This is a genomic window from Bacillus sp. FSL R7-0166 (genome assembly GCF_038008935.1).
Taxonomy (GTDB): Bacteria; Bacillota; Bacilli; order Bacillales; family Bacillaceae; genus Bacillus; species Bacillus altitudinis.
On record NZ_JBBPAC010000001.1, the window covers coordinates 2,364,409 to 2,378,384 of the forward strand.

Here is a 13,976-nt window from a genome sequence, read left to right on the forward strand (position 1 = left end):
TTTTATTGTGTTTGCTTTATCATACGCAGGACAAGGTCTGTTGAGTGAATCGCTGCTTGCTCTAGAAATTGATCAAAAGAGATATTGGATTCTTTCCCAGCAATATCTGACAACGCTCGAACGACCACAAATGGCGTTTCAAATAGATGGCAAACTTGCGCAACTGCTGCTGCCTCCATTTCCACTGCATACAGCTCTGGGAATTTCTCTCTCACAAACGCAACACGACCAGGATCATCCATAAATGAATCTCCTGTTGCAATCGTTCCTTTTGCCACTTGAATATGATCGATTTCTGAAGCAGATTCCTCTGCCAGCTTCACAAGCTGATCATCTGCGATGAAAGCAGCTGGTAATCCTGGCACTTGTCCATATTCGTAATTAAAGATCGTCACGTCCACATCATGATGTCTAACATCAGTAGAGATGACAATATCACCTACATTTAATGAGTGATGGAAACCGCCAGCTGATCCTGTATTGATTACATAATCTGGCTGAAAGCGGTCAAGCAGAAGTGTTGTGCTGACCGCTGCATTCACTTTTCCAATCCCTGATTTTAATAAAATCACTTCTTTATCTTCATAAACACCTGTTGTAAATTCACACCCAGCGATGTTTTCTTGTGTGGCATTCTTTAGTTGGTCTCTTAAAATCGTCACTTCTTCTTCCATTGCACCTATCACTGCGATTTTCAAATCAAAAACATCCTTTCATTCCCTTTTCTTCGCTTCTACGATCCACACAAAATCATTCATTTGATGAAAAGATGTGCTAAAACCTTCTTCTTCAAAGATTTGCTTTAACACACCTATGGATGGATAGTATTCCGTTTCTAAATCCTCTGCAAGCTGATCGAATCCAGCGGCTTTCGCTTTGTTCGTTGCAGCTTGATGTGCTGCTTGATTTTGAAACATTGTATCAGCAAAGACTATTTTACCACCTGAGGGAAGGATGTTGCCATAGGTGTGGATGGCTTGTTTTTTTTCTTCGTCCGTTAAATGATGGAAAGCATATGAACTGACGATCGTATCAGGCTCAAAAGGTGGAGCTGGAAACGATAAAAAATCTCCGTCATGAAATACATTTGGTATTCCTTTTTGAAGAGCCGCTTTCTTCATGGCCTCTGAAGGTTCAACGCCAAACACTTTCTTATCTGCTTGAAGCAGTGCCGCCGTTAGGTTTCCTGTGCCGCTTCCAAACTCAATGACATGTTGACCTGCACGGCGAGTAATCTCTTTTAGAATGGCCGGATACCGGCGAAATACTTCTTTATACTGCTCGTCATGACCACTTACAGTGTCATCATAAGATTCAGCCCAATGATCAAATAAAGAAAGAAACTCACGTCCCATTTTTCTTTCCCTCCACTTTATCTATTTATTCCTATCCGTATAGTATGTTTTATTCCGTCGAACAGTTCCTATCCTACCACATCTTCTGATTCTTTCCTACTAAAAAATACTGGGCGGGGTAGAAAAATATTTGCCCTTTTGAATGGGAGAGATTATGATGAATCTAGAGCATGGAGGGATGAATGAAATGGATTTTCAACTGGATTTTTTAAAGGACAAAATTGAATTTTTTGAAGCAGCGTCTTTAAAAGAACTTGAACAAAAGATCCAAAAACAAATTGAACATAATCAGGCGATCTTGCTGACTGTTCATTCTGTGAGTCATCAAACGACTGTCATTGATGATAAGATTTTGTATACAGCAGTTGTTCATTTTAAAGCGAATGTCTCATAAAAAAGATCAGCGTGTAGGCAGTCAGGTCTGTGCGCCCGGTGCTAGTCCTTCCTAGACTGCAAAGGTTTTCTATCACGCTGAAAAGAAGAAAAAGGCTAAAATGAAGTTCATTTTAGCCTTTTTGCATGCATCTTTTTTATTTTAATTTTTCAACCTTCACAGGTTTCCAGCCTTTTTCATCCACCCACGTAATTTCTACGCGGTAGCGTTCACCTGTTGATTTATCACGGATGGTTCCTTTTGCATCTTGAGGTCCTCCGTTATTTCCTAACCAAATAACAGTCATTTGGTCTTCTGAGATTCCTGTCGCATAGGACATAGCTTTGATCATTTCTTTCCAGTCTTTTGAGTTAGCATCATAGGTTGCTGTATGTGATCCCGATTGCTCTGTTCCTACAGGCTCCCAGTTATCGTTTTCATATGTTTTGTCTACGTCACTTGTTTTACCGCCATCTGTTTCTGTGGCATCTTTTAACGCATCTTTGTTTGGCTCTTCTTCATCATCTGTTTTCTTTGTATCGTCTTTTTTGTCAGATGAATCGTCTTTTTTTGCATCCGCATCATCGGATGTATCTTTCTTTTGATCTTTCACATCTTCTTCTGAGTTTTGTTTATTTTCACTCGATGCAGGTGCTGTTTTGGATGGTTCGTCTGCTACATTTGTATCTTTCGGTTTATTAAAAATTAACAAACTCGATGCGACAACCAAAATAAGCACCACAACGATACCAATTAATATGTTAAGCACCATATTCGCCTTTCTGCGCTTATCACGATGTTCAAATCGAGAATTTCTACTCAAAATCTCTGCACTCCTTTGCCTCTGTTCCCTAAGTCGTTACTATTCTAACATGACATGAAGGGATGTTCTATGTCTGTTTCTTTTCAATTTCATTGACCTTTTTTACAATATCATAAAACGCTTCATTTGTCTTAGCCCGGCCACTTGCCTCATCAAGGTGAACAACGACGAGAGCGTATTTTGGTTTTTCTGCCGGAAAGTATCCGGCAAACCACTTGTGATAAAGTGGATTCCCCTGTTTATCTTTGCTGCCGGTTTGGGCAGTGCCTGATTTCCCTGCTATATGGAACGGCAGGTCTTGAAATCTTCTTCCTGTTCCTTTGTCAGAGGTCACCACCTGCCTTAAGTACTTTTGCAAGGTTTGAGCTGTATAGCGGTCAATACTGTCACCATCAGGTCGTTTGTTTTGAAAGGATAGCATCGTTGTTCCGTTTTGATACATCACTTTATCTGCAATCCTCACTTCTTTTCGTTCTCCGCCCCTTGCAATCGTTGCCATCATATTGGCAATTTGTAAGGGGGTTGTTTTGACATTTTTTTGACCAATCGCCGTTTGCGCAATGGCTTTTTTGACATGCTTGTCTCTTTTATCTCCCCACACACTGCCTGTTTCTTCACGATCAAACTGTTTGAATTGTTGCTTATGGTATACATCCCCTTCCCAGCCTGCTCGATCCACAAGCCCAAGCTTTGAAGCTGTCTTTTCAATGATTTGATCATCTGTTTGGATGAGCTGCTCAGCGAGTGTCGCAAATGTATAATTACAGCTTTGCGCAAAGCTTTCAGACAGATTCAGTACTTCCTGCTTTCCTTCTGGCTCTCCATATAAATTCTTTCGACAATCATACATCGTTTGTGGCTGGTTCAAGTTTTTTTCAATCGCTGCGGCAAGTACGACCGTTTTAAATACAGAACCGGGAGCCATTGCGGTCAGCATGTAATTTCTTGCCTCATGCCGGTTTTTGCTGGTCACATTTGGAACACTCGCCATCGCCAGCACACTGCTATTTTGAATGTCGAGCAGAACCGCTCCGCCTTTTTCAACACCTTGCGCTTTGAGAACATTCTCCATTTCCCTCTGCATGTTTTCGTCCATAGTTGTCTGCACTTGCAGCGGATAAAACGAATGAGCTTCTGCTGTATATTTGACGTCCATCCCAAACAAAGGGTTTCCCCTTCCGTCCACATGATATAACAATTTTGTGTCTTGCTCTGGTAATAGAAATTCGTCAAATGTACTTTCCAAACCAAATGTACCGATCTCAGTGCGAATCGAAAGCTCTTTTTTGTCCGGATAACGCTTTCTCAAGAGTTCTGGATTCTCGCTTGTGAAACCTAATGTGTGGAGGGCAAGTCTTTTTTTGTCCTTCTCTTTCATATATACGCCGTAAACACCTGAATATTTCATATCATTGATGTCTTTCAGCTTTTTTTTCGTGATATCATCTTTTAAAATGAGTGGTTTCTTCGTTTCTGTCAGCTGGCTCTTCAATTCATCTTCTTCCATCTCAAGTATAGAAGCGGTTTGTTTTAAGTGAGGGAGGTCATATTGCAGGAAAGGAAATATGATGACCGCAGGCTCTTCTTTTGTGAGAAGTGCCTCGCCGTTTCGATCTAAAAATTCACCGCGTCCGTCTGAAATGACTACTTCTTCTGTCCGCTGCCTGACACTTTCATGGATCAAATTAATATCAAGCTTTGAAAAAGATTCTGTGAAAAACAACTGAATTTCCGCTAGTCTAAATAGGAGGCCGAGCAATAAGATAAAAATAATGACACCTGTCCATTGGATTCTTCTTGTTTTCAGCATAAAAACACCTCGTCCCTATTGTGGACGAGGTGTTTATCGTATAAACGTAATTATGAAATTTTTACAATTTGGACGAACATTTCTCCGCCAGGTGTTTGAACTGTGACTTTGTCGTCTACTTGTTTGCCTAAAAGGCTTTTTGCAATTGGTGAATCGTTTGAAATTTTGCCTTCAAACGGATCAGCTTCTGCACTTCCTACAATCGTATAAGACTCTTCTTCACCGTCCGGTAATTCAACGAATGTCACCGTTTTACCGAGTGAAACAATATTTGAGTTACCTTCATCTTCAATAATTTTGGCATTACGAATCATATTATCAAGCGTTGTAATACGACCTTCTACAAACGCTTGCTCTTCTTTAGCAGAATCATATTCCGAGTTTTCAGAGAGGTCTCCAAAACTTCTAGCGATTTTAATACGCTCTACAACCTCTTTACGTTTAACCGTTTTCAAATATTCAAGCTCTTCTTCTAATTTGCGCTTTCCTTCTTCTGTCATTGGAAATACTTTCTCTTGTGCCATGAATCATTCACTCCTTCTATTAATCCTCATCATACAAGCTTTCTGCATGTGAGTGACGACTGAAATATACAAGAATGAGGACATATTCCGGCCCTCATTCCTTCTGTCCCATATTCGTAAAAGTCCATCTTACATGGCGTCCCTTTTAGATGCAACTATTATGCCTTTTTATTAGGCAGGAACAGCAGCGGTCTCATGATGATGTATTATCTTCATCGCACAAACTGTGGAAAGGCACAGGAAGCTCCTGTACCTCGTTCGGCCATTTCGATCATATGTAGAAGAATAGCTTATCCATTCTCCATCTTCCAATACATAATATGGTCAGTGTACGATATGTCTATGCTATATTATTACAAAATTGCATTTTGATCAAGAATTGTTTGAAAATTTGTGATGATTTGTTTGTCATTTTTTTAATATACTTTTACAAAGCAGGAATAACTGAAACTTTCAGCATCCCATCGTGATTTTCCTGTCTCCATTTCGCAGCATTGTTTTCCTATCATATCAAATCTTTTACTCAGGGACTGCTTCTTACAATGCTCACCGATGATTTCGGACTAGCCATTACTAAAGTATTAACTACAAGAGCAGGATGTTGAAAAGACCTTTACGTCGTAAAGGTCTTTGTTCTTCTCCACCATTTACTCTCCGCGGTTTTGAAGAATCGTTTGAATTTTTGTCACCATGAGGTCAATGGCCACATGATTTTGACCGCCTTCTGGGATGATGATATCGGCGTATCGTTTTGACGGTTCAATGAATTGATTGTGCATCGGTCTGACGACAGATACATATTGTTCAATCACGGAATCAATCGATCTGCCTCTTTCTTTCGTATCACGTAAAATACGGCGAATGATCCGAAGATCTGCATCTGTATCCACATACAGTTTAATATCCATTAAGTTTCTTAGACGTTCATTTTCAAGGGCAAAGATCCCTTCAACGATGATGACATCCTTTGGTTCAACATGTACCGTCTCTTCTGAACGTGTGTTTAGTTTAAAATCATAAATTGGTTTTTCAATGGACTCGTACTTTAGCAGCGCTTCTACATGCTCAATCATCAGGTCATTGTCAAATGCAAGCGGATGATCATAATTGGTCAGCAGGCGCTCTTCAAATGGCATATGACTTTGATTTTTATAATATAAATCTTGCTGAAGCATGAGGATTGAATGTCCTTTAAATTTTTCGTAAATGGAATTGGTGACGCTCGTTTTACCTGAACCCGAGCCGCCAGCGATTCCAATCACCACTGGTTTTTTCCCCATGTGCCGGTTATTTCCCCTTTCTCATCATGTTGCTAGGGTATACTTTTTGATCAAGCTTAAATTTCACAATTTGCAGTGGATGACGAGCGGCATCGAGTTCGTTCCCTTTTTCGTCCCAAATCGTCTCAATCTTGCATGTGAAATTTTCGATTTCTGGACCGAAAAATTCAACTTCGTCGCCAGCTTTAAAGAAATTACGCTGCTGTAATGTGACAATTTGTTCTTGTTCATCATAATGAAGTACAAGTCCGACGAAATCAAAGGTCGTTTTCTTTCCGTGAATGCCAAACATTTGTTCATCCGTTCCTGGTACACCTTCAAAAAAGGCAGGAGCCGTGTCACGGTTGGCACATTTGTCTAATTCATCGAGCCATTCTTGTTGAATGACGAAATTGTCTGGATCCGCACAGTAAGCATCAATGACTTTACGATAGACACTGACAACTGTTGCTACATAATGAATGGACTTCATTCGTCCTTCAATCTTTAAGCTGTCAATTCCCATTTCGATCATTTGCGGTATGGATTCGATGAGTTTTAAATCTTTTGGACTCATCGCAAATGGTGCATCTTCTTCACCGAATAAAGGCGCTTCCTCAGAGCCTTCTAGTTTATAAAGATCATAATCCCAGCGGCAAGATTGGCAGCAGCCTCCGCGGTTTGAATCTCTCGCTGTCATATGGTTACTGAGCACGCAGCGGCCAGAATAAGCAATACACATCGCCCCGTGAATGAACGTTTCGATTTCAATATCCACTTTTTCTTTCATTTCTTTAATCTCTAGGGCGCTTGTTTCACGTGCAAGGACCACACGCTCAAGCCCTTCTTCCTTCCAAAACTGCACAGCTTTCCAATTTGAAAGAGATTGCTGTGTGCTCAAGTGAACTTCAAGTTTTGGAGCTACTCGTTTGCATGTTTCGATGATGAGTGGATCAGCGACAATAATTCCCGCTACACCCGCTCCTTCAATCCCTTGAAGATATTCTTCCAGCCCGTCCATGTTTTCGTTGTGGGCGAAAATATTCGTTGTCACATAAATGCGAGCACCGTATTTGTTCGCAAATGCGACACCTTCTGCCATTTCTTCGATTGAAAAGTTATCTGCATTTGAACGAAGTCCAAATTCTTTCCCGCCAATAAAAACAGCGTCCGCTCCATAATGCACAGCAATTTTTAGTTTTTCTAAGTTACCTGCTGGCGCTAGCAGTTCTGGTTTTTTTGTAATGACACGTTTTCCATCGATCACTTCAGAAATTCCATCTTTTAAAAGTGCCATTTCCTCTGCCTCCTTTTATCTTAATAAACCGTTTCTTTAAAGAAGAATCCTGTATCGATTGAGCGGTTGACAGGCTGGATCTGTTCAATACGCTCCAGCCATTCATCTTTCTGATCTTCATAGGCTTCCTTATCAGTCACTAGTAAATCAATGGCTTTTCGATAGAGGGATGTCACCTCTGTCATATAAGAAAGTGACTTTAAAATTCCGTCAATTTTAAATGAGTCAATGCCTGCGTCGACAAATTCTTCTAATTCATCAATCATACATACATCATTTGGACTCATAATGTGAGTGCCATTTTCATCCTCAAAAATAGGATATTTGTTTTGACGCTCCTGGTCGTGAAGGAATAGACCTTCTTCCATATTTCTTCCTTCCACGTCCATTTGTTTGCCTTGATATTCAAAATAGTTGCCAACAAGTGTCCGTTTCGATTGGAACATACAGGTCATGCCGTGGACTTGAATTTCAATCTCCACTTCAGCGTTTTCTTTGATATCAATCACGCTATCCATATTGAGTTCTTTGGCAAGAACAGCACGTGTTGCGCCTTTTCTGCCCCAGTAGTTACAAGTGTAATAGTTTGTCCCAGTTGTTTCTGTACTCCAGTGCAGATTCAGGTTGACACCTGTTTCTTTTGCGGCCATGATCACTGCCGGATCTCCAAAAACGACACCATCCACGTTTAACCCATCGAGAAAGGTTAAATAATCTCCAAGCAGTGCCACACGGTCATTATGAAAAATCGCATTCATGGCGACATATACTTTTTTGTGATGTGCATGTGCGAGTTGAACCGTTTGTTTCACATCTTCTCTTGAAAACTCACCTGCAAGACGGATTCCATATGTTTGTTCACCTATTAAAAATGCGTCAGCACCCGCTTCAATGAGCGGCAGTACATCCGACACCTTGCTTGGCGTCACAAGCAATTCTGGTTTTTTCATGATTGGTCACCTCTTTTTGTACTAATAGCGATCCCATCTCCAACCGGAATGATACACGTTTGGTAGTCAGGATTTGACATCAGCCATTGATTGTATCGATCAATTTTGCCTATTAATTGTTTTTTTCGTTTATCTTCAATTTCTTCTTCATAATTTGTCGCAACTAAGCCTTTAAATAATACGTTGTCTGTAATAATCATTCCGTCATCGGACAGCATCGGTTCAAACAGCTCAAAAAAGCGTTGATACTGGCCTTTTGCCGCATCAATGAAGATCACATCATAGGGCGCCATCGTCTGAACCGTTTTAGCTGATTCGATCGCATCGCCAAAAAACACGTGAATTCTATCTTTGAAATGTAATTCTTCAATATTCCGTGTCGCTTCCTCATAACGTTTTGCATTTCGCTCAATCGTATAGATTTCAGCATCTGGCAGAGCTTCTGCCATTCGAATCGCTGAATAGCCAATCGCTGTCCCAACCTCAAGAATCTTCTTCGGTTTTTTCAAAGAAAGCAGCTGCAATAACAGTTCAATGCTCACCTTTTCCATGATTGGCACATGATGCTCTTTCGCATACTCCTCTAATTGAGCGATGGCATCAGGACTCGGCTCAATTAAATCTTCAATATAATCATTTATTTGATCATCTTCGATTGTCATTATATGTCTAGCTCCTTCATGACCTGAAAAAGAAGAGTCCTGCCTGCTGCAGCTCTCTTTCTCGTCAATCTTTCGTTCATCTAAGTAAAAACAACCCGATATATTTTACCACAAAGATGTGGTAATTGCGAACCTATAAAATGGATATAACAACGAAAAAAAACTGCAGGCAATTTCACCATTGTCTACAGTCTTTTTCCTCTCACATGGGCGTTAGTTGCTGCCTGTGATGTATTTCGCTTTCGCTTTGTTGTGCTCATTTAACGTTTTCGTAAAGACGACTTCGCCATTTTTCTTTGCTAGGAAGTAAACAAAATCTGTTTTCTCTGGATGGAGTGCTGCTTTCCAAGAAGATTCTCCAGCATTGGCAATAGGTCCAGGCGGCAGCCCTTTGTTTGTATACGTATTATATGGTGATTTTACTTTTAAATCTTTGTAATAAACACGGGATTTATGCTCGCCAAGCGCATAAAGAACGGTTGGATCTGTTTGAAGCGGCATATCCTTTTTCAACCGGTTATAAAACACACTTGATATTTTTGACCGGTCTGTTTTTTCAGTTGCTTCCATTTCTATCAGGGATGCCATCGTTAGGACATCATGGATGGACATCTTTCTCTTTTTCATGTCCTTTTCATACGTTTTTACATATTGATCTGTTTGTTTAATCATTGTGTCAATGATGGTTTCAAGTGATTCATCCTCACGATAAAACGGATACGTCGCCGGGAATAAATATCCCTCTAACGGATGCTTGACCTGTTTCCCGTTCACTTGTGATGTCACCGTTTTCGGGTATTTTTTCATCAATTTTTTAATAAAGGCTGGATCATCCAGCTTCGCTTCAACTTCCTTCGCTGAAAAATTCGTCTGGTTTGCGATAATAGCTGCAATATCAGACAACTGTTTCCCTTCAGGTATCACAAGCTGAAATGCGTAATCTGTCCCGCCAGATGTCAGCTTTTGAATCAGCTGATCCGCATCCATTGTTTGTTTGAGATGAAAATAGCCCGCTTTAAAGCCTGATGCTTTTTTGTACTTTGCATAGTAAGTGAAAATCGTGTCATTTGAAATCAGCTCATTTTCTTTTAAAATGCTCGCAATTCCACTGACAGATGTCCCATTTGGAATATGAATATTAATGGTTTGTTTGCTTTTTTGATCGACCGGCCCGAGTGCTGATTTTACATATAAAAAACCTGATAATGCTGCAATGATGATCACAGCAAGTACAGATAACAGGACGATCCCCATTTTTCGTTTAAAAAATGGTCGTTTCTTTTGTTCTGAAAACATGCATGGCCCTCCTCACATCTAGCTTTTATAGTACATGATTCGACGGAGTTCGGCAATTACTTGCTCATGCATGTCATGACAGAACTTGCCATAGTGTGGCTAAACCGACACCGCCTCCACTTCCAATTGCAGCCATGACATAGCTTCCATTCGGTAGGGCGCGGGCTTCGTAAAACAGTCTCACCATCATAGCAGCTCCCGAGGCGCTATATGGATGCCCAAGACAAAGCGCACCGCCTCTTTTATTGATACGGTCATAAGGAATACCTAGTGTCCGGGCAATGAGCACTACTTTGAGCGCAAACGCTTCATTGATTTCAAAAAGTGCAACATCTTCTATCTTCACCTGTTCTTTATGTAAAAGTTTCTTGATTGCATCAATTGGTGAAGCAGCAGGATAATGCGGGTCTATAGCGGTCACGGCACTCCCGATATACCGCAGCATAGGGCTGAAGCCTTTTGCCTCCGCTTCCGCTCTTTCCATCACAACGACGGCAGCTGCACCATCTGCTTCTTTACAGCTATTGGTCACAGTCACAGTACCTTTGCCTGGTAAAAAGACAGGTTTTGCCCGCTTTATCAAGCTTGCAATCGGTCTTATTTTAGCTGCCGCTTCATCTGTACTCATCCCGCTAATCGGAACAATTTCTTCTGAATACGTTCCTTGCTTGAATGCGGTTATACTTCGTTCCCAGCTTAAAAGTGCATAGTCATCTTGCTCTTGTCTCGCAACTGAAAATCTCGACGCCGTCAGCTCTGCCGCTTCCCCCATATGAGGGTCCCCTATCCACTCTGGAGAAAAGCGGGCCCTTTCTTTCATTGGTGACCGAGAAATGCTTTCCGTTCCACCAGCGATATATATTGATCCCTCCCCCGACTGAATCATGATGCACGCTGTTCTAATGGCTTCAAGACCGGAAGCACACTGCCTATCAATGGTCATACCCGGAATATGTAATGAAAGCCCTGCTTCTAACGAGGACAGACGGGCAATGTTGCCACCACCCCCGACGACATTGCCTAAAATGATGTCATCTGGCTTGGTCACGTTTGAAAAATGCTGGATCAAGGGCGCAGCTAGATGCTCTGGCCGGTAATCCTTCAACATTCCATTTTTCTCACCGAAGGGCGTCCGTTTCGCTTGTACGATCACGGCTTGCATAATAGTTGTTCCTCCGCCCACTTTTTCATACTGGCACGAGCGATTTTCCCTCCTGATGTTTCGATCATTTTGTCCGTGACGAGCCATTTTTTTGGTACTTTGTATGCCGCTAATGTTTCTTTTACAGCTTGCCGAATGGTTTTTGTTTGCTGTACATTCTCAATAATGGCAACAGGGATTTCGCCCCAATATGGATCAGGAAGTCCAATCACGATTGACCGATTCACCTCTGGCTGTTCATTCAGCACACGCTCAATTTCCTCTGGAAAAATATTCAGTCCCCCATAGACAATCATGCCATTCTCGCGGCCGCTCATATACAAGTAACCATCCTCGTCGAGCCACCCCATGTCATATACGGTCAGCCACTCTTCTGGCGGCTTTTCATCTTGTAAATAGCCTGAAAAAGACATTGGGCTTTTCACATAAATTCTCCCGATTTCATTTGGCTTGCAAACGGTTTGATCTGCCCTCCTGATTTCAACCTGAATAGAAAGAAAAGGCTTTCCGACAGAAGTAGGCTTTTGCAAAAAATCATCTGAAGATAAATAGGAGACAAAGCTCAATTCTGATGTTCCATAAAAATCAAAAAATGTGATGTGGGGATTGCGGTTGACGAGCTGTTTTTTTGAAGAGTTTCCCCAATCTGCACCAGAAGACAGGACAAGAAGCGGATGTTTTCCGAAGGCATCCATTTGCAGTAACGATTCTGTCATGGTCGGAACCGTATAAATAGCCGTGATGTCTCCTCTTTCTAAGATGTTCTTTGCTTTATCTGGCACAAATTTTTCTAACAATGTCACGGTGCCCCCGAAATAAAGTGTGCTGATCGCCCCGTATAAAAAATGAGAGGATAAAAGTGTGCCCAAAATCAGTACATGATCTTTATGTGTGATCCCAAAGACGGAAGCTGTCATTTGAAAGCTCTCGATCCATGACTGCTGGCGTCTTATGAAGGCTTTGGGCGATCCCGTTGATCCTGAAGTAAATCCCATATAAAAAGCAGGATCTTCCTCCGGTTCACCTTTGTTCGATTGAACGTTTATGCTGAGGCTGATTCTTTCTTTCCATTCAGATAAAGAGAGCACTGGCATATCCAGCTTGTACTTTTCAATCCTTTTGATATATCGATCTTCCACAATGACAAGGTCCGCGTCGCTTAATAAGAGCTTTTCCGCGCATTCCTTGTCACTCCACCGCGGATCAAGAGGCACCGCTGTCCATCCTGCAGAAGCTGCGCCAGCAAATAGTTGGAGAAACGGAACACCATTTGATACTAAAAAAGCGACTCTTTTTTGCTGATGAGGCGTTTCTTTTAACCATTGTGCAGATGACTGCACACGCTCATGCCATTCTTCATAAGTGATCTTCTCTTTTTCATCTATGATCGCCATCTGACCTGGGTTCACTTTTGCATGAGCTGCATAGCTTTCCGTTATTCTCATCAAACTGCTCGCCTCCCTCTATGTAAGTCCCTTTTTCGATATGACATCGCTTGAATGATTTTCACCGTGAAGACAGCACATATCCCTGCTTTGATCAGATCACCCGGTAAATAAATGACGCTGAACAGAGCTGCTTGCGTGATCTTTATATGCATCATCATGGCTTGAAAGGGTATTCCGCCTATATATAATATCCCGATACTGCATACCGCATAGATCAAAAATAGTCGTAAGGCCGTCACTTTCTTCAGCCGGTTCAGCCACAGGCTGATCATAAAGGCAGCCACTGGATAAGCAAGTAAAAAACCACCGCTTGGCCCAAAAAAGACCCCTATTCCGCCTCTCCCTCCAGATAAAAGAGGTGCGCCTGCTGCCACTATTAGAAGAAATAGAAGTAAACTAATCAGCGCTTGCTTTGGTTTTAACAGCCCTCCAGCAAGCAAAAGACCTGCGGTTTGCATTGTGATTGGTACAGGTGTAAACGCAAGAAAAATAGGCGGAATCAATCCTAACATCCCAATAACTGCTGTCATGAATGCCATTTGCATCATATCGTGAATTTTCAATTTTCATACCCCTCACTCGATGTTTTTGATAAAAATAGCGTAAAAGGTCGAGCGATATATGTCAACTAAATTTAAATAATAGTTTACATATAGAATGTAAAAAAAGACCTGTGAAGAAAGATCACAGAGATCATGTTCACAGGCCTTTTATTCGTTCTATTCTTCTTCGTCTTCTTGATCTAAGAACGTATTTAACGTTTCTTCAATCATGTCCCACTCTTCATCCGTTTCAATTGGCTCTAATTCGCCATCTTCACCGTCTTCATTTGGTGTGAAGCTTGATGCATGAATTTCAATTTCTTCGTTATCTTGTTCAGAAATTGGGTAGTAAAGAACATATGATTTGTTAAAATGGTCGCTTTCAAAAGTAAATAGTACTTCGCAAAGTTGCTCATTTCCATTATCATCAACGATTGTAATTTGCTTTTCTCCGTGTTCCATTTGATTCACCTCA

The 13,976-nt window shown here is 41.3% G+C and carries 15 protein-coding genes; 1 reads left to right on the top strand and 14 read right to left on the bottom strand.

The genetic code is table 11. The annotated features are described in order from the left end of the window. Positions 1–2: 2 nt before the first annotated feature. Positions 3–698 carry a 5'-methylthioadenosine/S-adenosylhomocysteine nucleosidase gene (gene mtnN, locus NST01_RS12210; RefSeq protein ID WP_019743016.1) on the bottom strand — a complete coding sequence of 232 codons (696 nt, stop codon included), beginning with the start codon at positions 696–698 and terminating at the stop codon, positions 3–5. A gap of 15 nt (positions 699–713) precedes the next feature. Beyond that, positions 714–1,355 (bottom strand): class I SAM-dependent DNA methyltransferase, encoded by a 642-nt coding sequence (locus tag NST01_RS12215; protein WP_041506826.1) that lies wholly within the window; start codon positions 1,353–1,355, stop codon positions 714–716. A gap of 187 nt (positions 1,356–1,542) precedes the next feature. On the opposite strand from NST01_RS12215, the gene NST01_RS12220 reads away from it, so the two are divergent. Next, positions 1,543–1,749 carry a YrzA family protein gene (locus NST01_RS12220; protein WP_171465643.1) on the top strand — a complete coding sequence of 69 codons (207 nt, stop codon included), beginning with the start codon at positions 1,543–1,545 and terminating at the stop codon, positions 1,747–1,749. A gap of 136 nt (positions 1,750–1,885) precedes the next feature. Here NST01_RS12220 and NST01_RS12225 read toward each other — a convergent pair whose 3' ends face one another. The 12 genes from NST01_RS12225 to NST01_RS12280 all read right to left on the bottom strand — a co-directional run bounded on the left by NST01_RS12225 (position 1,886) and on the right by NST01_RS12280 (position 13,963). Continuing rightward, positions 1,886–2,551 carry a YrrS family protein gene (locus NST01_RS12225; RefSeq protein ID WP_017367687.1) on the bottom strand — a complete coding sequence of 222 codons (666 nt, stop codon included), beginning with the start codon at positions 2,549–2,551 and terminating at the stop codon, positions 1,886–1,888. Between the two features lie 67 nt (positions 2,552–2,618). Then, positions 2,619–4,361: a peptidoglycan D,D-transpeptidase FtsI family protein gene (locus NST01_RS12230; RefSeq protein WP_341041953.1), complete on the bottom strand. Its 1,743-nt coding sequence runs from the start codon at positions 4,359–4,361 to the stop codon at positions 2,619–2,621. Positions 4,362–4,411: 50 nt separating this feature from the next. Next, the gene (gene greA / locus NST01_RS12235; protein WP_007501433.1) at positions 4,412–4,885 is read right to left on the bottom strand and encodes a transcription elongation factor GreA; all 474 of its coding nucleotides are present in this window, start codon (positions 4,883–4,885) and stop codon (positions 4,412–4,414) included. A 647-nt stretch (positions 4,886–5,532) separates the two neighbouring features. Then, positions 5,533–6,165 carry a uridine kinase gene (udk, locus tag NST01_RS12240; RefSeq protein ID WP_007501435.1) on the bottom strand — a complete coding sequence of 211 codons (633 nt, stop codon included), beginning with the start codon at positions 6,163–6,165 and terminating at the stop codon, positions 5,533–5,535. 7 nt (positions 6,166–6,172) lie between these two features. Continuing rightward, complete coding sequence (locus NST01_RS12245; protein ID WP_017358097.1) at positions 6,173–7,441, bottom strand: peptidase U32 family protein; 1,269 nt, start codon at positions 7,439–7,441, stop codon at positions 6,173–6,175. Between the two features lie 20 nt (positions 7,442–7,461). Further along, positions 7,462–8,391 carry a peptidase U32 family protein gene (locus tag NST01_RS12250; protein WP_135226661.1) on the bottom strand — a complete coding sequence of 310 codons (930 nt, stop codon included), beginning with the start codon at positions 8,389–8,391 and terminating at the stop codon, positions 7,462–7,464. After that, positions 8,388–9,053 carry an O-methyltransferase gene (locus tag NST01_RS12255; RefSeq protein ID WP_008342672.1) on the bottom strand — a complete coding sequence of 222 codons (666 nt, stop codon included), beginning with the start codon at positions 9,051–9,053 and terminating at the stop codon, positions 8,388–8,390. Before NST01_RS12255 ends, NST01_RS12250 begins: the two co-directional genes overlap by 4 nt. A gap of 213 nt (positions 9,054–9,266) precedes the next feature. Continuing rightward, positions 9,267–10,349 carry an endolytic transglycosylase MltG gene (gene mltG, locus NST01_RS12260; protein ID WP_025207696.1) on the bottom strand — a complete coding sequence of 361 codons (1,083 nt, stop codon included), beginning with the start codon at positions 10,347–10,349 and terminating at the stop codon, positions 9,267–9,269. A gap of 73 nt (positions 10,350–10,422) precedes the next feature. Beyond that, entirely contained in the window at positions 10,423–11,511 is a 1,089-nt protein-coding gene (locus NST01_RS12265) for an acetyl-CoA C-acyltransferase (protein ID WP_058214183.1), read from the bottom strand. Next, the gene (locus NST01_RS12270) at positions 11,499–12,956 is read right to left on the bottom strand and encodes an acyl-CoA synthetase (RefSeq protein ID WP_017358100.1); all 1,458 of its coding nucleotides are present in this window, start codon (positions 12,954–12,956) and stop codon (positions 11,499–11,501) included. The genes NST01_RS12265 and NST01_RS12270 overlap by 13 nt, the downstream gene beginning before the upstream one ends. Beyond that, positions 12,956–13,522 (bottom strand): biotin transporter BioY, encoded by a 567-nt coding sequence (locus NST01_RS12275; protein ID WP_052320975.1) that lies wholly within the window; start codon positions 13,520–13,522, stop codon positions 12,956–12,958. The genes NST01_RS12270 and NST01_RS12275 overlap by 1 nt, the downstream gene beginning before the upstream one ends. Before the next feature lie 156 nt (positions 13,523–13,678). Next, positions 13,679–13,963: a DUF1292 domain-containing protein gene (locus tag NST01_RS12280; RefSeq protein WP_017358102.1), complete on the bottom strand. Its 285-nt coding sequence runs from the start codon at positions 13,961–13,963 to the stop codon at positions 13,679–13,681. Positions 13,964–13,976: the final 13 nt, after the last annotated feature.